General features: G+C 72.2%; 21 protein-coding genes. 8 read left to right on the forward strand and 13 right to left on the reverse strand.

Features of this window, described 5'->3' with window-relative positions; translation table 11 throughout:
• Positions 1-17 precede the first annotated feature (17 nt).
• Positions 18-827, forward strand: coding sequence for a polyphosphate kinase 2 (gene ppk2 / locus SMD20_RS06570; RefSeq protein ID WP_329576246.1), 810 nt, complete (start codon positions 18-20; stop codon positions 825-827).
• Here the strand turns inward: ppk2 and SMD20_RS06575 are convergent.
• The 3 genes from SMD20_RS06575 to SMD20_RS06585 form a co-directional block, all read right to left on the reverse strand.
• Positions 805-1,164, reverse strand: coding sequence for a hypothetical protein (locus SMD20_RS06575; protein ID WP_329576249.1), 360 nt, complete (start codon positions 1,162-1,164; stop codon positions 805-807). The two genes, ppk2 and SMD20_RS06575, sit on opposite strands and share 23 nt — an antisense overlap.
• A gap of 80 nt (positions 1,165-1,244) precedes the next feature.
• Positions 1,245-1,865 (reverse strand): CBS domain-containing protein, encoded by a 621-nt coding sequence (locus tag SMD20_RS06580; protein ID WP_329576252.1) that lies wholly within the window; start codon positions 1,863-1,865, stop codon positions 1,245-1,247.
• Positions 1,850-2,530: a CBS domain-containing protein gene (locus SMD20_RS06585; RefSeq protein ID WP_329576255.1), complete on the reverse strand. Its 681-nt coding sequence runs from the start codon at positions 2,528-2,530 to the stop codon at positions 1,850-1,852. Before SMD20_RS06585 ends, SMD20_RS06580 begins: the two co-directional genes overlap by 16 nt.
• Positions 2,531-2,755: 225 nt before the next feature.
• On the opposite strand from SMD20_RS06585, the gene SMD20_RS06590 reads away from it, so the two are divergent.
• The 6 genes from SMD20_RS06590 to SMD20_RS06615 all read left to right on the forward strand — a co-directional run bounded on the left by SMD20_RS06590 (position 2,756) and on the right by SMD20_RS06615 (position 8,658).
• The gene (locus tag SMD20_RS06590) at positions 2,756-3,730 is read left to right on the forward strand and encodes an Acg family FMN-binding oxidoreductase (RefSeq protein ID WP_329576257.1); all 975 of its coding nucleotides are present in this window, start codon (positions 2,756-2,758) and stop codon (positions 3,728-3,730) included.
• A gap of 105 nt (positions 3,731-3,835) precedes the next feature.
• A complete protein-coding gene (locus SMD20_RS06595) occupies positions 3,836-5,209 on the forward strand; it encodes a cytochrome ubiquinol oxidase subunit I (protein ID WP_329576260.1) in 1,374 nt (457 codons plus the stop codon).
• 15 nt (positions 5,210-5,224) lie between these two features.
• Positions 5,225-6,196 carry a cytochrome d ubiquinol oxidase subunit II gene (gene cydB, locus SMD20_RS06600; RefSeq protein ID WP_329576263.1) on the forward strand — a complete coding sequence of 324 codons (972 nt, stop codon included), beginning with the start codon at positions 5,225-5,227 and terminating at the stop codon, positions 6,194-6,196.
• Positions 6,197-6,277: 81 nt separating this feature from the next.
• Positions 6,278-7,114 carry a hypothetical protein gene (locus SMD20_RS06605; protein WP_329576267.1) on the forward strand — a complete coding sequence of 279 codons (837 nt, stop codon included), beginning with the start codon at positions 6,278-6,280 and terminating at the stop codon, positions 7,112-7,114.
• Between the two features lie 93 nt (positions 7,115-7,207).
• Positions 7,208-8,101 (forward strand): ABC transporter permease, encoded by an 894-nt coding sequence (locus SMD20_RS06610; RefSeq protein WP_329576270.1) that lies wholly within the window; start codon positions 7,208-7,210, stop codon positions 8,099-8,101.
• 74 nt (positions 8,102-8,175) lie between these two features.
• A complete protein-coding gene (locus tag SMD20_RS06615; RefSeq protein ID WP_329576273.1) occupies positions 8,176-8,658 on the forward strand; it encodes a VOC family protein in 483 nt (160 codons plus the stop codon).
• 8 nt (positions 8,659-8,666) lie between these two features.
• Here SMD20_RS06615 and SMD20_RS06620 read toward each other — a convergent pair whose 3' ends face one another.
• On the reverse strand, positions 8,667-9,248 hold the full coding sequence (locus tag SMD20_RS06620; protein WP_329576275.1) for a helix-turn-helix domain-containing protein: 582 nt from the start codon (positions 9,246-9,248) through the stop codon (positions 8,667-8,669).
• A gap of 92 nt (positions 9,249-9,340) precedes the next feature.
• On the opposite strand from SMD20_RS06620, the gene SMD20_RS06625 reads away from it, so the two are divergent.
• Positions 9,341-11,014, forward strand: coding sequence for a bifunctional NAD(P)/FAD-dependent oxidoreductase/class I SAM-dependent methyltransferase (locus tag SMD20_RS06625; protein ID WP_329576278.1), 1,674 nt, complete (start codon positions 9,341-9,343; stop codon positions 11,012-11,014).
• 146 nt (positions 11,015-11,160) lie between these two features.
• Here SMD20_RS06625 and SMD20_RS06630 read toward each other — a convergent pair whose 3' ends face one another.
• The 9 genes from SMD20_RS06630 to SMD20_RS06670 form a co-directional block, all read right to left on the reverse strand.
• Positions 11,161-11,358, reverse strand: a complete 198-nt coding sequence (locus tag SMD20_RS06630; protein ID WP_329576281.1) for a hypothetical protein — start codon at positions 11,356-11,358, stop codon at positions 11,161-11,163.
• Positions 11,359-11,518: 160 nt separating this feature from the next.
• Entirely contained in the window at positions 11,519-12,691 is a 1,173-nt protein-coding gene (gene manA, locus SMD20_RS06635; protein WP_329576284.1) for a mannose-6-phosphate isomerase, class I, read from the reverse strand.
• A 69-nt stretch (positions 12,692-12,760) separates the two neighbouring features.
• Positions 12,761-13,987, reverse strand: a complete 1,227-nt coding sequence (locus SMD20_RS06640) for a cytochrome P450 family protein (protein ID WP_329576286.1) — start codon at positions 13,985-13,987, stop codon at positions 12,761-12,763.
• Between the two features lie 3 nt (positions 13,988-13,990).
• A complete protein-coding gene (locus tag SMD20_RS06645) occupies positions 13,991-15,082 on the reverse strand; it encodes an NAD(P)/FAD-dependent oxidoreductase (protein ID WP_329576289.1) in 1,092 nt (363 codons plus the stop codon).
• The gene (locus tag SMD20_RS06650; RefSeq protein WP_329576292.1) at positions 15,079-16,032 is read right to left on the reverse strand and encodes a hypothetical protein; all 954 of its coding nucleotides are present in this window, start codon (positions 16,030-16,032) and stop codon (positions 15,079-15,081) included. Before SMD20_RS06650 ends, SMD20_RS06645 begins: the two co-directional genes overlap by 4 nt.
• A 102-nt stretch (positions 16,033-16,134) precedes the next feature.
• Positions 16,135-17,550 (reverse strand): RICIN domain-containing protein, encoded by a 1,416-nt coding sequence (locus SMD20_RS06655; protein WP_329576295.1) that lies wholly within the window; start codon positions 17,548-17,550, stop codon positions 16,135-16,137.
• A 26-nt stretch (positions 17,551-17,576) separates the two neighbouring features.
• A complete protein-coding gene (locus SMD20_RS06660; RefSeq protein WP_329576298.1) occupies positions 17,577-18,398 on the reverse strand; it encodes a carbohydrate ABC transporter permease in 822 nt (273 codons plus the stop codon).
• Positions 18,395-19,345 (reverse strand): carbohydrate ABC transporter permease, encoded by a 951-nt coding sequence (locus SMD20_RS06665; protein ID WP_329576301.1) that lies wholly within the window; start codon positions 19,343-19,345, stop codon positions 18,395-18,397. Before SMD20_RS06665 ends, SMD20_RS06660 begins: the two co-directional genes overlap by 4 nt.
• Positions 19,342-20,625, reverse strand: coding sequence for an ABC transporter substrate-binding protein (locus tag SMD20_RS06670; RefSeq protein WP_329576303.1), 1,284 nt, complete (start codon positions 20,623-20,625; stop codon positions 19,342-19,344). Before SMD20_RS06670 ends, SMD20_RS06665 begins: the two co-directional genes overlap by 4 nt.
• Positions 20,626-20,689: the final 64 nt, after the last annotated feature.

Genomic DNA, 20,689 nt, shown 5'->3' on the forward strand with positions numbered 1-20,689 from the left:
CACGGTTGGCTGCCAGGATGAGCACCGATGGGAGGACCGGCCGGTTGAAGCGCAAGACGTACGAGAAGGAGCTGCTCCGCCTGCAGGCGGAGCTGGTCGAGCTGCAGGAGTGGGTGAAGACCGGTGGCCACCGGGTCGTCGTGATCTTCGAGGGCAGGGACGCCGCGGGGAAGGGCAGCACGATCAAGCGGGTGGCCGAATACCTCAACCCGCGCGTGGCCCGCATCGCCGCCCTGCCCGCCCCCACCGAGCGGGAGCGCACGCAGTGGTACTTCCAGCGCTACGTGGCGCACCTGCCGGCGGCCGGGGAGATCGTGCTGTTCGACCGGAGCTGGTACAACCGGGCCGGGGTGGAGCGGGTCATGGGTTTCTGCACCCAGGAGGAGTACACCCGGTTCCTGCACCAGTGCCCGATCTTCGAGCGGCTGCTGGTCGAGGACGGCATCCTGCTGCGCAAGTACTGGTTCTCGGTGAGCGACGCCGAGCAGGAGCGGCGCTTCCGCGACCGGCTCGGGGACCCGATGCGGCGGTGGAAGCTGTCGGAGATGGACCTGGAGTCGATCACCCGGTGGGAGGACTACTCGCGGGCCAAGGACGAGATGATGGTGCACACCCACATCCCCGAGGCCCCCTGGTACGACGTGGAGAGCGAGGACAAACGGCGGGGCCGCATCAACATGATCTCCCACCTGCTGGCCTCGATCCCGTACCACGAGGTGCGGCGGGCGCCGCTGGAGATCCCCGAACGGCCGCCGCCCACCGGCTACCGCCGCCCGCCCCGCCTCGGGTCGCCCGTCCCCGACGTCACCCGCGACCTGCCGGAGTGACGTCCCGCGCGGCCCTGGCCGCCATCACGCCGATGACCGCCGCGGCCACGTACGGCCATCCGACCAGGTCCGAGCAGTCGTGCGCGGCGCCCGACAGCACCGTGGCGAGCGGCGTGTAGAGCGCCGGGACGAGCAACGCCACGGCGGCGGCCGTCGCGACCCGCCCGCTGACGAGGGTGTCGCCGAGCGCCGCCACGGCCATCCAGAGGCCCAGCACCACGGCGAGCGCGGAGGGCTCCGGCATCTGGTAGCCGAAGTACCCGCACGTCTCGGGGGGAAGCATCGACGCGAGCACAGCGGGCGTGACGGCCGCCAGCACGGCCAGGAGACGGAACACCGGCGGTCCTTCCACGGCGAGGGGACGTCGAAGGCTACCGCGCCAAGATCATCCGAGGGAAGCCGGTCGCGCCGTGCCGATCATCTCGGATGCCTCACCCTGACGATGCCGGGCACGGTCCGGGCGAGCACGTCGGCGATCTTGTCCGCGTGCTCGTGACGGGGGCCGCGCAGCTCGGCGACGCCGTCGTGCACGGCGACCGTCCAGCGCGGGCCGAAGGGGTACTGCTCGCGCAGCGCGGCCTCGACCGCCGCGCGCAGCTCCTCGTCGGTACGGGTCAGCATCGCCATGAGGTCGCGACGGCTGACCATGCCCACGATCTCCTCGCCCTGCAGGACGGGCAGGCTCTTGATCCGCCTCCCCACCATGAGCTCGATCGCGGTCGTGACGTCGGTGGTCTCCGTGACGGTGACGACCTCGCCGGCGCCGGTCATGACGTCGTGCACCTGCCGGGGCGGCGGCATCTCGGGGAGCGGCAGGCGGCGCGCGGTGGCGCGCGGGTCGGGGCCGAACTCGCCGCGCAGCAGGTCCATCTCGCTGACGACGCCCACCAGCCGGCCGCCCTCGTCCACGACGGGGGCGGCCGTGATGTCGTTGCGGTGGAGCACCCGGACGGCGTGCCGCACCGGATCGGTGCGGCGCACCGTGATCGCCGGGGTGCTCATGACCTCGCGCACCAGCATGGCTACTGCGCCTCCCACCTCGTGTCGTCCTGCTTCCAGGTCAGCTTGTCGGCCACGCCGACCACGCCGTTGACCCGGCCGGTCATGCGCACCGCGATGGCCGCCTCGGTGCGGCGGTCCATCCAGCCGGTGAGCGTGACGACGCCCTGGTGCACCTCCACGTGGACGCCCGCGGTGTCCACCCACAGCGCCTGGTCCAGGATCTCGTCGCGGACCTCCTCGGCGATCTCCTCGTCCGGGCGCAGGAACACCTTGACCAGGTCGCGCCGGCTGACGACGCCGGTCAGGCGGCCGTTGTGGTCCACCACGGCCAGCCGCTTGACGTCGTGGGCGTCCATGAGCCGGGCGGCCGAGACGGCCGAGGCCTCGCCGGTGATCGTGACGGCGGGACGGGTCATGAGCTCCGCGGCCGTGTCGCCCTCGGCCTTCTGCCGGCCCTTGGGGTGGCGCAGCCGGGCGCGGAGCGGGGGACGGTAGCCCTCGCGGTAGAACTCCTCGCGGAACTCCTCCTTGCGCAGCAGGTCGGCCTCGGACACGACGCCGACCACGTGCCGGTCGCCGTCGACGACCGGGACGGCGCTGATGCCGTGCTCGATGAGGGCCTGGGCGATGTCCTTGAACGGCGTCTCCTCGGTGACGGAGACGACCTCGCCGGTCATGACGTCCGCTACGGTCATTCGCATGCCTGCCTCCTTCGCGGTCGCCTCCATCACATCCCCCGGCGGGCCGGGGGAGTAGGGACGGAAGTCCCGAGGCAGGCGGTCCTTGGTCAGGCGGTCCTTGGTCAGGCCGCGTGCCGGCCGGGCCGCTCGCGATGCCCGACGCCTCTGCCCCGAGGGGACCTTCGGCCCTCACCTGCCGCCCTACCCCGTGATGAACTGGTCGTATCGTCCGCTGGAGGTGGAGACATGAGCATCCGTACGGCGAGCGACGCCGTCCAGTCCGCGCTGGAAGCCGCGCGCTGGGCCCCGTCCGTGCACAACACCCAGCCCTGGTCGTTCGCCGTGTCCGGCGACGAGATCGCCCTGCGCGCCGACACCGAGCGCCGGCTGCGCGTCGGCGACCCGGCCGGCCGGGAGCTGCTCATCAGCTGCGGCGCGGCGCTGTTCAACGTCCGCACCGCGATCCGCCGCGCGGGCTTCGAGCCCGTCGTGCGCGTCCTGCCCGACCCCGACCGCCCGTCGCTGCTCGCCCTCGTCCGGCCCGGCGCCGGGACCGAGCCCGACGAGCACACGCGGGTGCTGGCCGGGGAGATCGAGCGGCGGCGTACGCACCGGTCCGGGTTCACCACCCTGCCGGTGCCGGACCGGCTGGTCCAGGCGCTGGCGACGGCCGCTGGGGAGGAGGGCGCCGCGCTGCTCGTCCTCGCCCCGCCGGCCGCCGAGGCGGTCGCGGCGCTGACCCGGGCCGCCCAGATCGTGCAGAGCGAGGACCGGCCCCGCCACCTGGAGGTCGTCCGCTGGGCCCGGCCGCCGGGCAGCGCGCGCAAGGACGGCGTGCCCGCCGGGGCCTACCCGCACGACGAGCCGCGCACCGAGCCCGCCTTCGCGCAGCGCGACTACGCCTGGCGTCACGACTGGGGCAACCCCGCCGACCAGGCCGGCTCGACCTCGCCCGGCGTCGTGATGGTGCTCACCACCGCCGGCGACACCAGGGAGGACTGGCTGAAGGCCGGCGAGGCGCTGCAGCACGTGCTGCTGAAGGCGAACGCGTACGGCGTGTCCGCGGCCTTCCACACCCAGGTCCTGGAGATGGACCACCTGCGCGCGTTCCTGCGCGAGGAGCTGTGCGACGGCGCGTACCCGCAGATGATCATGCGGCTCGGGATCACCTTCGACGACGCCGAGACGGTCCGCCGCCCCGTGAGCGACCTGCTCAGGTAGCCGGCCCAGACAGGCGGAGGTCCCGGAGGGAGAGGACCAAGGTCCCGCGTCGCAGGGCCCCCGGTCCCTAGGTGAGGCCCGAGATCATGCAAGACGCTGATCCGCATGGACGTCCTCGACCTCTCCCGATGGCAGTTCGGGATCACCACCGTCTACCACTTCCTGTTCGTGCCGCTGACCATCGGCCTGTCGGTGATCGTGGCCGGGCTCCAGACCGCGTGGTACCGCACCGGCAAGCAGGAGTACCTGCGCATGACCCGGTTCTGGGGGCGGCTGTTCCTCATCAACTTCGCGATGGGCGTGGTGACCGGCATCGTGCAGGAGTTCCAGTTCGGGATGAACTGGAGCGACTACTCGCGCTTCGTCGGGGACGTCTTCGGGGCCCCGCTCGCCATGGAGGGGCTGATCGCGTTCTTCATGGAGTCGACGTTCCTCGGGCTGTGGATCTTCGGCTGGGACAAGCTGCCCAAGAAGGTGCACCTGGCCACGATCTGGCTGGCCGCCATCGGCACCAACGTCTCCGCGTACTTCATCCTCGCGGCCAACTCCTGGATGCAGCACCCGGTCGGCTACCGCATCAACAACGGCCGCGCCGAGCTGACCGACATCTGGGCGGTGCTCACCAACTCCACCACGCTCGTCACCTTCCCGCACGTCATCGCCGGCGGGTTCCTCGTCGCGGGCGGCTTCGTGCTCGGCGTCAGCGCCTGGTTCCTCATGCGCCGGCGCGAGGTGGACGTCTTCCGCCCCGCGGCCCGGCTCGCCATGGTCGTCAGCCTGGTCGCCGCGGTCGGCGTGTCGCTGTCCGGCCACTGGCAGGCGCAGATCATGACCGAGCAGCAGCCGATGAAGATGGCCGCCGCCGAGGCGCTGTGGGACGACGAGACCTCGGCCGGGTTCTCGCTGTTCGCGATCGGCGACGTCGAGAACGGCCGCAACCACGTCAACCTGCAGATCCCCTACGGCCTCAGCCTCCTCGCCACCAACACCCTGGACGGCAAGGTCGAGGGCATCAACGACATCCAGGAGCGATACCAGGCCCTGTACGGCCCCGGCGACTACCGGCCGGTCGTCGGCCTGGCGTACTGGTCGTTCCGGCTCATGATCGGCTTCGGCATGCTGTCCGCGCTGCTGGCCCTCGCCGGGCTCTGGCTCACCAGGCGTGGCCGGCTGCCCGCCGGCAAGTGGGCCTACCGCCTGGCCATGCTCGGCATCGGACTGCCGTTCGTCGCCAACTCGCTCGGCTGGATCTTCACCGAGATGGGCCGCCAGCCGTGGACGGTGTTCGGCCTCATGCGCACCGCCGCCGCCGTCTCGCCCAGCGCCGACGTCCCCTCCGTCGCGATCACCCTGGTCGGATTCACCCTCGTGTACGCGGTCCTCGCCGTGATCGAGGTGCGGCTGCTGCTCAAGTTCATCAAGCGCGGCGCGCAGGAGGAGCTCGAACCCGAAGCTCCCGTGCCCGCCCTGTCCTACTAAGGAACTGATCCGGCCATGGAACTCACCACCGTCTGGTTCTTGCTCATCGCCGTGCTGTGGACCGGCTACTTCGTCCTGGAGGGCTTCGACTTCGGCGTCGGCATCCTGCTGCCCTTCCTCGGCGGCAGCGACGGCGAGCGCCGCACCATCGTCAAGACGATCGGCCCCGTCTGGGACGGCAACGAGGTGTGGCTGCTGGTCGCCGGCGGCGCCACCTTCGCCGCCTTCCCCGAGTGGTACGCCACCCTCTTCAGCGGCTTCTACCTGCCGCTGTTCCTCATCCTGCTGGCGCTGATCGTGCGCGGCGTGGCCCTGGAGTACCGCGGCAAGAGCGACAGCACCAAGGGCTGGGACCGCGCCTTCTTCTGGGGCTCGCTCGGCCCGGCCCTGCTGTGGGGCGTCGCCTTCGCCAACATGGTGCGGGGCGTGCCGCTCGACGCCGACCACGAGTACACCGGCACCCTGTTCACCCTGCTCAACCCGTTCGCGCTGCTCGGCGGCCTGGCCATGCTGCTGCTCTGCACCCAGCACGGCGCGGTCTTCCTCGCCCTGCGCACCACCGGCGAGCTGCGCAAGGGCGCGGCCAGGATCGCCGCCGCGCTCGCGCCGGTCACCGTCGCCGTGGTCCTCGCCTTCCTCCTCATGGCGCGGGCCGGCGTCCTGTCCTGGGCCGCGGTCGCCGTGGCCGCGATCGGGCTCGCCGTCGCGCTGATCGCCACACTGCGCGGGCGCGACGGGTGGGCCTTCACCGGCAGCGCCCTGGCCATCGCCGCGTTCGTCGCCACCCTGTTCACCAGCATGTGGCCGAACGTGCTGCCCGCCCTCGACCCGGCCAACAGCCTCACCGTGACGAACGCGGCCTCCTCGCCGTACACGCTGACCGTGATGACCTGGGTGGCGGCCGTCTTCACGCCCGTGGTGCTGGGGTACCAGGCGTGGACGTACTGGGTGTTCCGCCGCCGGCTGACGGGAGCGTATTCGGCCTGAAGTCCCGGCGCGGTGGGGCTTCAGGCTGGCAGGGTAGGACCCCCGACGGCAGGCCGAACCCCCACCCCCAGGAGGCATGACATGACAGCACGTACAGGGCGCGCCGTGGTCCTGCTGGTCGCGCTGGGGGCGGCCGCGGCGGGCTGCGGGGGCGAGCCGGGCCGCACCCCGCCCTCGGTCACGCAGCCCTCAGCGACCCCGCCCTCGGTGACGCAGCCCTCAGCGACTCCGCCCGCCGAGACCTCCTCGCCGCCGTCGACCCCCGGATCGCCGGAGAGCGCCTCGCCGCCGAGGTCCCGTGACCTCGTGGCCGGGCGCTACCAGCCGCTGTGGCCGTTCGCCGACGCCGCGGCCGCGGAGGCGTGGCGGAGCCGCCACCGCGAGGACGGCGCCGGCGCCTGGCACCTCGACCCGGCCAGGACCGCGGTCCGCTTCGCCCGCGACCACCTCGGCTTCAGCGAGATCGACCGCGCGGTGAAGACGAACCTCGACGGCGTCCACGCCCGCGTGCACGTCGGGCTCGCCGCCGAGGAGGGCCCGCGCCCGATGGTCGCCGCCGTCGTCCACCTGGTCCGCTACGGGAAGGGCGCGGACGCCCCCTGGGAGGTCGTCGGCACCGACGACACCACCTTCTCCCTCACCACCCCCGAGTACGGCGCCTCCGTCGGCTCCCCGATGACGGTCGGCGGCCGGATCACCGGCGTGGACGAGAGCATCCGCGTCCAGGTGCGCCGCCCCGGCGGCGGCGAGGCACTCGGCGAGCACTGCTGCGTGGGCGCGGGCGGTGAGAAGTCCCCCTGGTCGGCCCAGGTCACCTTCAGGCCGGCGCCCGGCACGACGCTGACCGTCGTGGCCTCCACCGGCGGCCACGTCGCCGAAGTGGAGCGCTTCGCCGTCACCGGCGTGACCGTTCCCTGACGCCGCGCCGCCCGTCCACGGCCATAAGCAGGGAAGACACGCGGCTCCCTTGCTAGCATCCCCGGTTGTCGGACCGTCGCGACCGAGGTGCCCATGAGCCAACTGGAAGAGACCGCGCCCGAGAGCGGGTCGCTCGCCGAGCTCGCCAGGAAGCACGGGCTGCGCCCCGCCATCGCGCGCCCCCGCTTCCCCGCATACCTGCGCCAGCTCTGGGAACGGCGCCATTTCATCCTGACCTACGCCACCTCGCGCAACGTCTCGAAATACTCGGGGTCGGCGCTGGGGCAGTTGTGGCAGGTCCTCACGCCGTTGCTGAACGCGGCGATCTATTACGTGATGTTCGGCCTCATCCTGGGCGGCAGCAAGAACATCCCGAACTATCCGGCGTTCCTGCTGACCGGGATGTTCGTGTTCACCTACACGCAGCGCACGGTCACCGCGGGGGCCAAGTCCATCTCCGGGAACCTGTCCCTCATCCGGGCGCTGCACTTCCCACGGGCCTCGCTGCCGCTGGCGTACACGATCCAGGAGCTGCAGCAGCTCGCCGTCTCCATGGGCGTGCTGCTGGTGATCGTGCTGATCACCGGGGAGCCGATCAGCTGGTTCTGGCTGATGGTCCCGGTGGTCCTGCTGCTGCAGACGATGTTCAACATCGGGGCGGGGCTGGTCATGGCCCGGCTCGGGGCGTCCCTGCGCGACCTCGGCCAGCTCCTGCCGTTCATCATGCGCACCTGGCTGTACGCCTCGGGCGTGTTCTTCGCCATCCACGACAAGGTCGTCGGCTCGGCCGGGCTGCCCGAGTGGGTCGCGACGGCGATGTACCTGAATCCGGCGGCCTCGTTCATCGAGTTCATGCGCGACCTGCTCCTCAGCCGCCACACGCCCCCGCCCACGGTGTGGCTGTCGTGCCTGTGCTGGGCGCTGGTCACTCTCGTCGGCGGGTTCTGGTACTTCTGGCGGGCCGAGGACCGCTACGGACGCGGCTGACCGGCCCGGGATGATCGCGCGGCCCGCGCGGGTTGCGGAGAGGGAAGCATCCGCGCAGCACTGAGGAGCACGCATTGAGCACGAACGCCGAGGACCGCGGCCCGGTCCGTCAGCCGGTCCGCCAGCTTCGCCTGGTCGTCGAGGCCGAGGACTACGAGGCCGCGCTGACCTTCTACCGGGACGTCCTGGGGCTGCACGAGGAGGCGGCCTTCTCCACCGGTGACGGCGCCCGGGTGGCGATCCTCGACGCCGGCCGGGCCACCCTGGAGATCGCCAACCCGGCGCAGAAGAAGATGATCGACGAGGTCGAGGTGGGGCGGCAGGTCGCGCCCAAGTTCCGGGTGGCGTTCGAGGTGGACGACTCGCGCGGCACGGCCGAGCGGCTGGTGGCGGCCGGCGCGAGCGAGGTGGCGCCGCCGACCGTCACCCCGTGGCAGTCGCTGAACGCCCGCCTCGACGCGCCGGGCGGCATGCACATCACCGTCTTCCAGGAGTTGCAGGCCGCCGAGGAGCGCCAGGCGCTGGACGGCTTCGGCACCGACGACACCCGCGGCTGACCCCGGGGCTATTTGGGAGCAGGACGAGCGCGTACGTGCATGCGCTCGCCCTGCGGCCCGAACAGGGCCAGCACCTCGGCCGGCTCGTCGCCCACGTTCTGGAAGGCGTGCGGGGTGCGGGTGTCGAACTCGGCCGCCTCGCCCGCCTTCAGCACCACCTCGTGCGGGCCGAGCAGCAGCCGCAGCCGCCCCGAGAGCACGTACAGCCAGTCGTAGCCCTCGTGGACCTTCTGCTCGGGCACGAAGCCCGGCCAGCCGGGCGGGTAGATCAGCTTGACCGCCTGCAGCCCGCCGGGGCTCCGGCTCAGCGGGATCCAGGTCACGCCGTTGCGCTTGACCGGCCGCATGGTCACCCGCGGATCGCCGGTGACGGGCGCGCCCACCAGCTCGTCGAGCTGCACCTGGTGGGCGCGGGCCAGCGGCAGCAGCAGCTCCAGGGTGGGCTTGCGGTGCCCGGACTCCAGCCGCGACAGCGTGCTGACCGAGATGCCGGTGCTCTTGGACAGCTCCGCCAGCGTCACGTCGCGCTCCTGGCGCAGGGCGCGCAGCCGCGGCCCCACCGACTGCAGTGTCTCGTCGAGGTCCTCCACCCTGTTGATTTTGCCATTCCGGCAACGAAGTTTGTCAATTCGGCCCCTGATCGCGGACAGTTGCGTCACGAGGCGACGCGGAAGGAGCCGAAGTGGTGAACACGAAGTACGACGTGGTGATCGTGGGGGGCGGGGCCGCCGGGCTGAGCGGGGCGCTGACCCTGGGCCGGGCGCGGCGCAAGGTCCTGGTCGTGGACGCGGGCCGGCCGCGCAACGCCCCCGCCCAGGGCGTGCACACCTTCCTGACCAGGGAGGGCATGCCGCCGCACGAGTTGCTGGCCGCCGGCCGCGAGGAGGTCGCCGGGTACGGCGGCGAGATCGTCACCGGGACCGTCGTCGCCGCCGAGCACATGGGCGGCGAGGAGCCGGGCCCGTTCCGGGTGACGCTGGCGGACGGCACGGCGGTCGTGGCCGAGCGGCTGCTGCTTGCCACCGGCCTGGTGGACGAGCTGCCGGACGTGCCGGGCCTCGCCGGGCGGTGGGGTAGGGACGTGCTGCACTGCCCGTACTGCCACGGGTGGGAGGTGCGCGACCGGGCCATCGGGGTGCTGTCCACCGGGCCGCTGGGGGTGCACCAGGCGCTGCTGTGGCGGCAGTGGAGCGAGAATGTGACGTTCTTCCTGCACGACGGGCCCCGGCCGGACGACGAGCAGCGCGAGAAGCTGGCCGCGCGGGGCGTCACCGTGGTGGAAGAGCGGGTGATCGGCCTGGAGATCGACGGGGACCGGCTGGCCGGGGTGCGGCTGGACGGCGGGCGGGTGGTGGCGTGCGAGGCGCTCGCCACCGGCTCCCGGCTCAGCGCCCGCGCCGACCTGCTGCCCGGCCTGGGACTGGAGACGGAGGAGCTGGTCATGGCCGGGCACGCGATCGGCACCCACGTGCCCGCGGACGCGACCGGCGCCACCCGCGTGCCGGGCGTGTGGGTGACGGGCAACGCCGTCAACGTGACCGACCAGGTCATCGCCGCGGCGGCGGGCGGCGTACGGGCGGGGGCGGCCATCAACGGGGACCTGATCGAGCAGGAGAACCGCCGCGCGGTCGCCGCCCTCCGCGCTTCCGCCCCGCAGAACCAGCACGGGCACGGTCACGGGCACGGTCACGGGCACGGGCACGGCCACGGGAACAGCGGGTTCGAGGTGCCCGAAGGGGTCACGGCGGAGGAGTTCTGGGACGGCCGCTACGGCGAGCAGGACCGCATCTGGAGCGGCGCGCCCAACGTCGCTCTCGTCCGCGAGGCCGCCGACCTGCCGCCGGGCCGCGCGCTCGACCTCGGCTGCGGCGAGGGAGCCGACGCCGTCTGGCTGGCCCAGCGCGGCTGGCGGGTCACCGCCGCCGACATCTCCCAGGTGGCGCTGGACCGCGCCGCCGAGGAGGCGGAGCGGGCGGGCGTGGCCGACCGGATCGAGTGGCGCCGCCATGACCTGGCGACGTCCTTCCCCGACGGCTCCTACGACCTGGTCAGCGCGAGCTACCTGCACTCGCCGGTGCAGTTGCCGCGCGAGGAGGTCCTGCGCAAGGCCGCCGCGGCCGTCGTCCCCGGCGGGACGCTGCTGATCATCGGGCACCTGGGCTGGCCGTCGTGGGTGGAGCGGCCGCCCGTCGAGGTCGCCTTCCCGACGCCGGGCGACGTCCTCGACGCGGTCGAGCTGAGCGAGCCGGAATGGGAGGTGCTGACCTGCGAGGAGTTCACCCGCGAGCGCGCCGCGCCCGACGGCACCCCCGGCGCCCACGTGGACTACGTCATCAGGGCCCGCCGGCGCCCCTGAGGGGGCGGAGGCCGGTGAAGTCGCGGGCGTCGTCGCTGCCGCCGGGGATCAGCGGCAGCGCCGGGCCAGGTGGCCGGCCCGGACCCGCAGGTGGTGGAGGGCGCTCCTCGTCGAGGAGCCCCGGCACGATCAGTCCCCGTGCGCCCTCAGAGGGTGGGGGCCAGGGGCCGATCGTCCTCGCGGGCGCGTACGCGCTTGTCGAGCCCTTCCATCGCGCGGACGAGGGCCAGGTTCGCCGCGCTGAGCGTGCGCACCTGCTCCTCCAGCTCGGAGAGCCGTTTCCTGACCGCCAGCAGCTCGACGTCGAGAGCCGGCGCCTCCATGAGCATGCGACCGCCAACCATGATCGGTTCACCTCCGGAAAACGGGGACACCATGATGATGGCCGGGCGGCGGAACCTGGGGGTAGCGGCGAAGGGCCGCAGGCACGGGGACTTACGGCACTGTTCGCCGCGGATGAAGCTGCATCGTCGAGATGCCCGAGTTGTCAAGCATGCCCGGTTTTCAAGCTCCTGGGGCCGCCCGGTAGGCCGTCCCCTTACCCTCAAGGCGGGTGCTTGAAACCTCGGCGGGGAGGAAAGCCGACTCTCCGGGTCGCAGCGCCGCGATGCCGTCCAGCCGGGCCTCGCCCTCGACGCACACCACGATCTGCGGCACGCCGCCGGGCAGCTCGTGCCCCCGCTCGCCGTCGAGCTCGTGCCGGGCCAGCGCGAACTCCGGCGCGGGCGGCAGATAGCGGAGCTCGCCTGGACCGCCCCGCTCGGCGGCGATCCGGTGCGGCTCGCCGGGCGCGAAGCCGACCACCCGCATCAGCTCGGGCACGTCGATGTGCTTGGAGGTCAGGCCGCAGCGCAGCACGTTGTCGGAGTTGGCCATGATCTCGACGGCGACGCCGCCGAGGTAGGCGTGCGGCACGCCGGCCCCGAGGTAGAGGGCCTCGCCGGGGGCCAGCTCGACGTGGTGCAGCAGCAGGGCGGCGGTCACGCCCCGGTCGCCGGGACAGGCGCGGGCGATCTCCGCGTACGGGGCGAGGCCGGGGTCGGCGGCGGCGAGCAGGGCGCGCTCGACCTCCGCGCGCAGCGGCGCGGCCGCGTCGGCGAGCATCTCGGCGAAGACCGTCCGCAGGGCCGCGGCGGGCTCGCCGTCGCGCAGCGCGCCGATCCAGGGGCGCAGGCCGGGCACGCCGAGCCGGTCGAGCAGGCCGGCGGTGGCGGCGGGGGAGCGGAAGCCGCACAGCCCGTGGAACGGCGTGACCGCGCACACCATCTCGGGCTTGTGCGCGTCGTCCTTGTAGGTGCGCTCGCGGGCGTCGAGCGGGATGCCGCGCGCGTTCTCCGCGGCGTAGCCGGCGCGTGCCTGCTCGGCGCTGGGATGCACCTGCAGCGACAGCGGGCGGGCCACGGCCAGGATCTTGAGCAGGTAGGGGAGCCGCCCGCCGAAGCGCGCGGCGGTGCCGGGGCCGAGGGCGGCGGCCGGGTCGGCGGCGATGACGGCGTCGAGCGGGACGCCCCCGACGGTGGAGGGCGCGCCGGGATGGGCGCCCATCCAGAGCTCGGCCTGCGGCTGCCCGGTCGGCTCCGTGCCGAACAACGCGGGCAGGGCCGTCACCGACCCCCAGTCGTAGGGGCGGATGGTGGTCGCCAGGCGCATCGGAGCGTGCAGATCAGGCTGAGACACGGTGAAAGGCTATCGCCCCCGTGTGGCCGGGGCGCCGGAGGAACACGATTCCTCCGGCGCCGCTGCCGTCTACCGGGCGCGGGGCCCGAGGACGACCGGCATCGTACGGGTGCTGTTGCCGAGCAACGTGTCGATCTGGCGCAACTCCTCCCGTGGCCCGGCGGCCCTGATCGCCGGGAAGGCCGTGAACAGGGCCCGCAACGCGATCTCCGCCTCCAGCCGGGCCAGCGGCGCGCCCAGGCAGAAGTGCGGCCCGTGCCCGAAGGCCAGGTGCGAGGCCGGCGGATCGGTGAGGTCGAAGCGGTCGGCGTCCGCGCCGAACTGCTCCGGGTCCCGTCCGGAGGAGGCGAAGCAGGCCAGTACGGCCTCGCCCGCGCGCAGGTGCACGCCGTCGATCTCGACGTCGCGCTTGGCGTACCGGAACGGGAAGTAGGCGATCGGCGAGTCCCAGCGCAGCGTCTCCTCCACGGCCGCGCTGAACGGGCACTTCCCCGAGCGCAGCAGGGCGAGCTGGCCGGGCGTGTGCAGCAGGGCGCCGATCGCGTTGGTGATGAGGTTGACCGTCGTCACGTGGCCGGCGATGAACAGCAGGTCGATGGTGGCGAACAGCTCGTCCTCCGAGAGCCTGCCGCCGTCCTGCTCGCGCAGCCTGATGAGGTCGGTGATGATGTCCTCGCCGGGCGAGCGCCGCCGCTCCTCGATGATCCGGTGCAGCAGCGCGTGCAGCTCCTCGCGCACCCGCGGGCCGTCCGCCAGGTCCTCGCTGACGTGCGCGACGGCGTCGGTCAGCTCGTGCATCCGCTCCTGGTGGGCCGGCGGGATGCCGATCATCTCGGAGATGACGTCACGCGGCAGCGGATAGGCGAAGCGCGCCCGCAGGTCCACGGGTTCGTGCGCGGGCAGGGTGGCGAGGTCGTCGATCAGCGCGCCGGTCAGCGCCTCGATCTTGGGCCGCAGGCCCTGCACCCGGCGCGGGGTGAAGCCGGCGGCGAGCGGCGCGCGCAGCCGCCGGTGCTCCTCGCCGTCGGCGTTCAGCATGGAGATGTCGGTGACGATGCGGTCGATGGCGGTCCCCGGTGGCAAGGTGGAGCGTTCCAGCGGGTCCCAGTACTGGATCTCCCTCGTGAGGTCGGGATGGGTCAGGACGGTCATCAGGGTCGCGTACCGGGTGGCCGCCCAGGCGTCCACGCCCTCGGCGGTCACCGGCACGAGCGGCCCGGCCGCGCGCAACCGGTCGTTGTCGGAATGCGGGTCCGGCGCCGCGGGATCGATGATGAAACGCACGAGCTCGGTCATGGGTCATCCCGTTCGTTGTCTGCCGACCGCGAACGCGGTCACGTCGATGCCGGGGTCCTGGTCGAGGTAGAGGTCGCGGACGAGCTCGCCGGCGGCCGGCGCGTTGCACAGGCCGTGCCCGGAGAAGCCGGTGGCGTACAGGAACGCCGGCGGCCCCGGCAGATGGCCGATGAAGGCGCGCCGGTCCGGGCTGGCGTCGCGCAGCCCGGTGACGGCCGGGTGCAGGGCCAGCCCCGACAGGCTCGGGTACGTCTCCGCGAACCGCTCCGCCACCTCGCGCCGCCACGCCTCCCGGTCAGGACCCGGATATCCCATGCCGACGAGCAGCCGGTCGCCGCGGGTCCGCGACAGCAGGCCGCTCGCCGCGTGCAGGGTGCACGGGATCTCCGGCGTGCCGGGCGGCAGCGGATCGGTGACCAGCAGCTCCTGCTCGATGGGTTCGGTCATCGGCAGGTCCACGCCCGCGCCGCGGACGAGGGCGGGCGACCAGGCGCCGGCCGCGCAGATGACCGCCTCGGCCGTCAGCTCGCCGCCGTCCTCGGTGAACACCCGCCCGGCCGAGGAGTCGATCCTGGAGACCGGGCGGTCGGTGATCAGCGTGGCGCCGGAGCGCCGGGCCGCCTCGGCGTAGGCCGTGACGATGGCGGCGGTGTCGGAGACGTACGCCTGCGGCGACCAGGCGGCGGCCAGCAGCGGGAGGTCGCCGATGAGCCGGTTGCGCTCCCTGGCCTCCTCCACGCCGATGAGCCGCACGTCCACGCCCGCCCGCCGCTGCTCGGGCAGGTCGGCCTCGAAGGCGGCGACCTGCTCGGGCGTGGAGAACAGGACGAGGTAGCCGACCTGCCGCAGCGGCAGGTCGGCCCCCGGCCGGACCGGGAAGTCCCGGTAGGCCTCCAGGCTCCGTACGGCCAGCGCCGAGCTGACGGGGTTGCCGGCGAAGTACGACCGGACCACGTCGGCGGTGGCGCGCGAGGCGCCGGAGCCGAGCGCGCCGCGTTCCAGCAGCGTCGTCTCGACTCCGGCCTCCGCGAGATGGTAGGCGATCGACAGGCCGATGACGCCGCCGCCGATCACCGCCACGCGCGTGTCGGTCATACGTGGGCCTCCACGGGGGCCTCCACGCGGCGCAGGCTGTCGCCCGCCTCCCACGGGAACAGGTGCAGGTTCCACCCGCCGAGGCAGTTGCAGTAGAGGGCCATCGTGGCCATCACCGACATGAAGTCGACGTGGTCGTTGATGCGGTCGAGGTTGTCCAGGAGCCGCCGGGTGAATCCCCACAGCGTGTCCAGGCCGCAGTAGCCGAGGAACTCCGCCGGGGTGTGGGCCAGCAGCCGGGTCATCTGCCGCAGCCACGGCATCGGCATGCCCTCCATGGCCGCGCGGATGAGGCCGCCGTAGCAGCTGTAGCCGAGCGGGCGGGTTTCGCCGTTGACGAACAGCAGCGTGGTCAGGACCGTCTCGTAGCTTCCCGCGCGGGAGGCGATGCGGCCTTCGTGCAGGTCCACCAGCTCGCGCGGCGGGTCGAGCCAGATGCGCTCGGTCTCGGCGTGCACGTCCGAGATGAGCGCGTTGACCTGCGGGTCGCCGACCGGGAGCCGGTGCAGCCGGTGCCCGCCGGTCTCTCCGGCGCGGCGCACCTCGGCGATGACCGGCTCCTTGGTGGTGTAGACGGCCCGCCAGACCTCGCGGCCCGCCTCGATCAGGCCGTCCAGGTGCTCCGGCAGCACCTGGCCGATGGGTGTGGCGGTCATGGGTTCGGTGAGCTCGCCGTACTTGATGCCGAGGTGCTGCAGGCGCGAGCCGAACAGGGTCCCGTCCGGGACGGTGCGCCGGTCCACGCGGTGCTCCGCGGGCGCGTGCAGCAGCGAGTGGACCGGTGCGACGTGGTAGAGGTGATGGCCGGCGACCAGGGCGTGGCCCTGCAGACTTCGGTACGGCAGCGCGTCCCAGAAGCACTGGGCGAGGGCCGGGTTCCGCTGGTCGAGTTCGGCGGCCACGGTGATACCGAGGCCGGGCCAGGCTATTTCCACGAGCTTCTCGTTCACAATTTGTCACTATAACGTCACGAATTGTGTCGATTCGGGCGGGGGTGGGGCTTTGACCAGGACATGACCGCTTCTGGGGACGAGCCGCCCCTGCAGTCGCCCCTAGAGCGGGGTGCGCAGGAACTGCTGGTTCTGGCCGCCGTTGCACGGATACTGCTTGAACTGCACGTCGTCGGCCTGCGACGACGACGGCAGGTCCGCGCACTTGCCCGAGTGCCTGGCCACCAGCCGCACGTACCCGCCGCCCGCGTCCTGCACCGACCACTGCTGGTTGGCGCCCGAGCCGCAGGCGTACTGCTGGATCGCGGCCCCGTCGGCGGTGCTCTGCCCGTTCACGTCCAGGCACTTGCCCGAGTGCCTGGCGACGACCTGCACGTAGCCGCCGCTCACCGACTGGACGCGCCACTGCTGGTTGAAGCCGCCGCCGCAGGTGTACTGGATGACGGCGGTCAGGTTCGCGCCGGAGGCGTTGCGCACGTCGGCGCACTTGCCCGAGTGGCGCACGGTCAGCCGGTCGTGGCCGGAGCCCACGGCGGTGATCGTGCCGGCCGCCGCGTCGACGGTCAGCTCCCGCGCGTACGACAGGCTCATCGACGTCGCGGAGGCGAACTGGATCGGCAGCCACACGTACCGCGAGTCGTTGACCGGCCCGCCCCACGCCCCGGCCCACCGGTCGCCCAGATACAGGTACGACGTGCCGGACGTGCCCTGCACCGGCAGCACGTACGCCGGCTGCGAGCCGAAGGTGGTCGCGTCGCCGACGTCCTGCCAGGCGCTCCAGGAGCCGGTGATGGCGGTGGCGGTGGCGTACCTGGCCTGGTTGGGTTGCCAGCCGGTGGCGCCCGAGGTCAGCATGAAGTACACGCCGCCCCGCTTGAACAGCGCCGGGGCCTCCCGGTGGTCGCCGTCCCACACCCGCACGAGCGACGCGACGTCGGTGAAGTCGGCGGTCAGCCGGTAGACGTGCAGGTCGTAGTTCTCGTCCGCGGCCGAGATCATGTAACCCGCGCCGTCGGTGTCGGTGAAGGTCGTGATGTCGCGTGACATGTGCCCGAGCGGCCGGAAACTCCGCAGGTAGGTGTAGTTCCCGTCCACCGTGGCCGACACGGCGACCGCGGCCCGCGCCTCGCCGTAGTCGCTGCCGTTCTCCTTGTGCATCCACATGACGAACCGGCCGGTCGCCGCGTTGTACATCACCTTCGGCCGCTCGATGTTGGCGACCTGCAGCTCGGCCGCGCTGGACTGGGTGAGCACGTGGTTCCTGAACTCCCAGTTCCGCAGGTCCGCCGACCGGTAGGCGGAGACGTAACGGAAGGTGCCGTCGGCGTTGCGGTTCTCGCCGAACCAGTAGTAGTACGAGCCGACCTTGAGCACCCCGCCGCCGTGCGCGTGCAGCGCGCCGCCCGAGGTGTCGGTGAACGGCGCGCCGACCGGCACGGTCACGGGCGCGGCGCGGGCGGGCGCCGCGGGCAGCAGGATCAGTAACAGCCCGGCCAGCAGGGGCAGCACACGGGACATGGAAGCTCCTTCGAAAAGCGGGGGAGTCAGCCTTTGACGCCGGTGAGCAGGACGCCCCGCACGATCCAGCGCTGGGCGACGAGGAAGAGCACGACGAGCGGCAGGATCGCCACCAGCGCGCCGGCGAACAGCGCGGGCAGGTTGAGCGCCTGCTGGTTGAGGTTCGTGGACAGCGCGACCTGGACCGTCCAGTACTCCGGGTCCTGGCCGATCACCAGCGGCCACAGGAACGCGTTCCAGTGCTCGATGAACGACAGGATGCCGAGCGAGGCGAACAGCGCCCCCGAGTTCGGCAGCGCCAGCCGGACGTACAGCCCGAGGTGGCCGAGGCCGTCCACCCGCCCCGCGTCCTCCAGCTCGCGCGGGAAGCGCAGGTAGAAGCCGCGGAACAGCAGCACCGCGAACGCGCTGAACAGGCCGGGCGCGATCAGCCCCCACAGCGTGTTGACCCCGCCCATCGACCCGACCACGACGAACGTCGGGATGAACGTGGCCGCGCCCGGCACCATCATCGTGGCGATGATGAAGAAGAACACCGGCCGCGCCGCCGCGACCGGGATGCGGGCCAGCGCGTACCCGGCCATCGAGGCCAGCAGCGTGGCGAGCGGCGCGGAGATCGCCGAGATCAGCGTGGAGTTCCCGAGCGCGTGCGCGAGCGGCACCGCGTCGTTGCCGAAGGCGTCGGCGAACCCCTGGAACGTCACCGTCTCCGGCCACCAGTGCCAGTCGAGCGAGCCCAGCTCCCGCCGGGTCATCAGCGCGTTGCGGACCAGCAGGTAGAACGGCAGCAGGAACGGCACCGCGAAGACCACCACCGCCGCGTACGAGCCCAGCCGCAGCCTCCTCATCGGGCCTCCTCCTCGGCCGTCCTGCCGAACCCGGCGAACCGCCCCTGCAGCAGCGTGAACGCCACGATCAGCGCGGTCACCACGAACGCGCCCGCCGATCCCGCGCCGTAGTTCTGCTCGCCGAGCGCGGTCTGGAACAGGTAGATCAGCGGCGTGCGGCCGTCCGCGCCGCCCAGCCCCGACAGGTTGGAGGCCAGGATGTTGTAGAACTCGTCGAACGCCTGGAACGCGTTGATGATCAGCAGCAGCGTGACCGCCACCGACGTGTTGCGCAGCATGGGCCAGGTGATGTGCCGGAACAGCGTCCACTCGGAGTGGGCGCCGTCCACCCGCGCGGCCTCGTAGAGCTGGGCGGGCACCTGCTGGATCCCGGCCAGGAACAGGATCATGTAGAAGCCGGTCTGCAGCCACAGCCGCACGGTGACCAGCACGATCCAGTACAACGGCGGATCGACGGTCGCGACCCAGCCGATGGCGTCCTCGTGGCCCAGCAGGTAGGCCAGGCTGTTGGCCACCCCCGACGGCGTGCCGTTGAACAGGCTCATCTTCCAGATCAGCGCGCCCACCACGTACGACACCGCCGCCGGCACGAAGAACGTGGTGCGGAACAGCGCCCGTCCCCGCCGCAGCCGGTTCACCAGCACCGCCAGCCCGAGCGCGAGCGCGAACGTCACCGGCACGATGAACAGCGTGAACAGCAGGATCGTCACCAGCGACCGGGTGAAGGCCGGGTCCGACAGCAGCCGCCGGTAGTTGTCCAGCCCGTTCCAGGAGCCCAGGCTGATCGTGCCCCGGGCGTCGTTGAAGCTGAGCAGCAGCCCCCAGCCGATGGCGACGTACTTGAACAGGAACAGCCCCGCCACCATCGGCAGCGTGAGCAGGACGAACGCGCGCCAGGCCGGCCACCGGCCGGTGCGCAGCCTCGCGAGGCCGGCCGTGGTCGTCATAGCACGGGCACCTTGTCCAGGATGTCCTGCGAACGTTTGGCCGCCTCGGCCAGCGTCTTCTCGGGGTCGGCGCCCTTCTTGACGATCGCGGTGACGGCGTCGGTGTAGGGCTGGCGCACCTCGGCGGTCCAGAGCGCCGGCTGCTTGACGCCGTGCGCGGCGACCGCGTCCATCACGGTCCTGGCCGGGCCGCTGGTCAGCTTGTCCGCCTTGGCGGCGGCGCTGACGCGGGGCGGGACGTGGAAGCCGTAGGCGAGGCTCCAGTCGGTCTGCGCGGCGGTGTTCTCCACCCACAGCCAGCGGACGTACCGCTTGGCCGCGTCCAGGTTGCGGCTCTTGCCGTTGACGACCTGCACCCAGCCGCCCATGTTCACCACCGGGCGCCCGCCCGGCCCGAACGCCGGCAGCGGGAAGGCGTCGAAGTCGTCGCCCAGGGCCTCGGTCATGCCGGGCACCGCCCACAGGCCCACCCACTGCATGGCCGCCGCGCCGTTGATCAGCGCGCCCGGGTCCCACCAGTCGGTCGAGTAGCCCTGCAGCGTCGTCTTCGCGTCGTGGAGCTCCTTCAGCCCGGTCAGCGCCTCGACCACCTTGGGGTCGGCGTAGGTGATCTTCCGGTCGTCGATCAGCAGGTTGCCGTTCGACCAGGGCACCATCGTGTTGAGCGCGCCGACGCCGTCGTTGCCGGCGAACAATCCCTTCTGCTTGCCCGCCGTCAGCTTCTTCGCCGCCGCGACCAGCTCGGCGAAGCTGCCCGGCACCGCCACCCCCGCCTTCTGGAACAGGGACTTGCGGTAGAACAGCAACATCGGGTCGATGATCATGGGCACCGCGTAGACGTGACCGCCCCACGTGTACGGCGCCAGCACCTTCGGGTCGAAGTCGGACTTCTCCGCGCCCAGCACCTCGTCCATCGGCGTCACCTGGCCGGCCTTGACCATGTTGGGGCTGACGTCGTTGACCTCGTACACGTCCGGCCCGTCGGCGGTCAGCACGGCGGCGGTCCACTTGGTGGCGTAGTCGCCGGGGATCCACGAGACCTTGACCGCGATGTCGGGATTGGCCTTGGTGAAGTCGGCCGCGTACCGCATCGCCGCCTGCTGGGTGCCCTCCTCGCCGTACTCGTGGTACCAGTGGTTGAGCGTGATCTTCGGGGCGCCGCCGGCGGGCGTGGATCTCGTCTTGGCGAGGGGATCGCCGCCGCACGCTGACAGGGCGGCGCCGGCGACGAAGAGCACGGATCCTCTGAGCAGTCCGCGCCGGGTGAGTGGTCCGTCCATCGGGGCCACCTCTCTGGGGGAAGGATCGGGGCCGATGCCAGGTAACCGGTTACTTCAGACGTCG

This window comes from Nonomuraea sp. LP-02 (assembly GCF_036289125.1).
Classification (GTDB): Bacteria; Actinomycetota; Actinomycetes; order Streptosporangiales; family Streptosporangiaceae; genus Nonomuraea; species Nonomuraea bangladeshensis.

Coding starts and splice junctions, on each gene's coding strand:
- SMD20_RS06670 (WP_329576303.1), bottom strand. CDS start 20,625: ATGGACGGACCACTCACCCGGCGCGGACTGCTCAGAGGATCCGTGCTC.
- SMD20_RS06585 (WP_329576255.1), bottom strand. CDS start 2,530: ATGCGAATGACCGTAGCGGACGTCATGACCGGCGAGGTCGTCTCCGTC.
- cydB (WP_329576263.1), top strand. CDS start 5,225: ATGGAACTCACCACCGTCTGGTTCTTGCTCATCGCCGTGCTGTGGACC.
- SMD20_RS06655 (WP_329576295.1), bottom strand. CDS start 17,550: ATGTCCCGTGTGCTGCCCCTGCTGGCCGGGCTGTTACTGATCCTGCTG.
- SMD20_RS06640 (WP_329576286.1), bottom strand. CDS start 13,987: ATGACCGAGCTCGTGCGTTTCATCATCGATCCCGCGGCGCCGGACCCG.
- SMD20_RS06610 (WP_329576270.1), top strand. CDS start 7,208: ATGAGCCAACTGGAAGAGACCGCGCCCGAGAGCGGGTCGCTCGCCGAG.
- SMD20_RS06665 (WP_329576301.1), bottom strand. CDS start 19,345: ATGACGACCACGGCCGGCCTCGCGAGGCTGCGCACCGGCCGGTGGCCG.
- ppk2 (WP_329576246.1), top strand. CDS start 18: ATGAGCACCGATGGGAGGACCGGCCGGTTGAAGCGCAAGACGTACGAG.
- SMD20_RS06605 (WP_329576267.1), top strand. CDS start 6,278: ATGACAGCACGTACAGGGCGCGCCGTGGTCCTGCTGGTCGCGCTGGGG.
- SMD20_RS06595 (WP_329576260.1), top strand. CDS start 3,836: ATGGACGTCCTCGACCTCTCCCGATGGCAGTTCGGGATCACCACCGTC.
- SMD20_RS06590 (WP_329576257.1), top strand. CDS start 2,756: ATGAGCATCCGTACGGCGAGCGACGCCGTCCAGTCCGCGCTGGAAGCC.
- SMD20_RS06645 (WP_329576289.1), bottom strand. CDS start 15,082: ATGACCGACACGCGCGTGGCGGTGATCGGCGGCGGCGTCATCGGCCTG.
- SMD20_RS06630 (WP_329576281.1), bottom strand. CDS start 11,358: ATGGTTGGCGGTCGCATGCTCATGGAGGCGCCGGCTCTCGACGTCGAG.
- SMD20_RS06660 (WP_329576298.1), bottom strand. CDS start 18,398: ATGAGGAGGCTGCGGCTGGGCTCGTACGCGGCGGTGGTGGTCTTCGCG.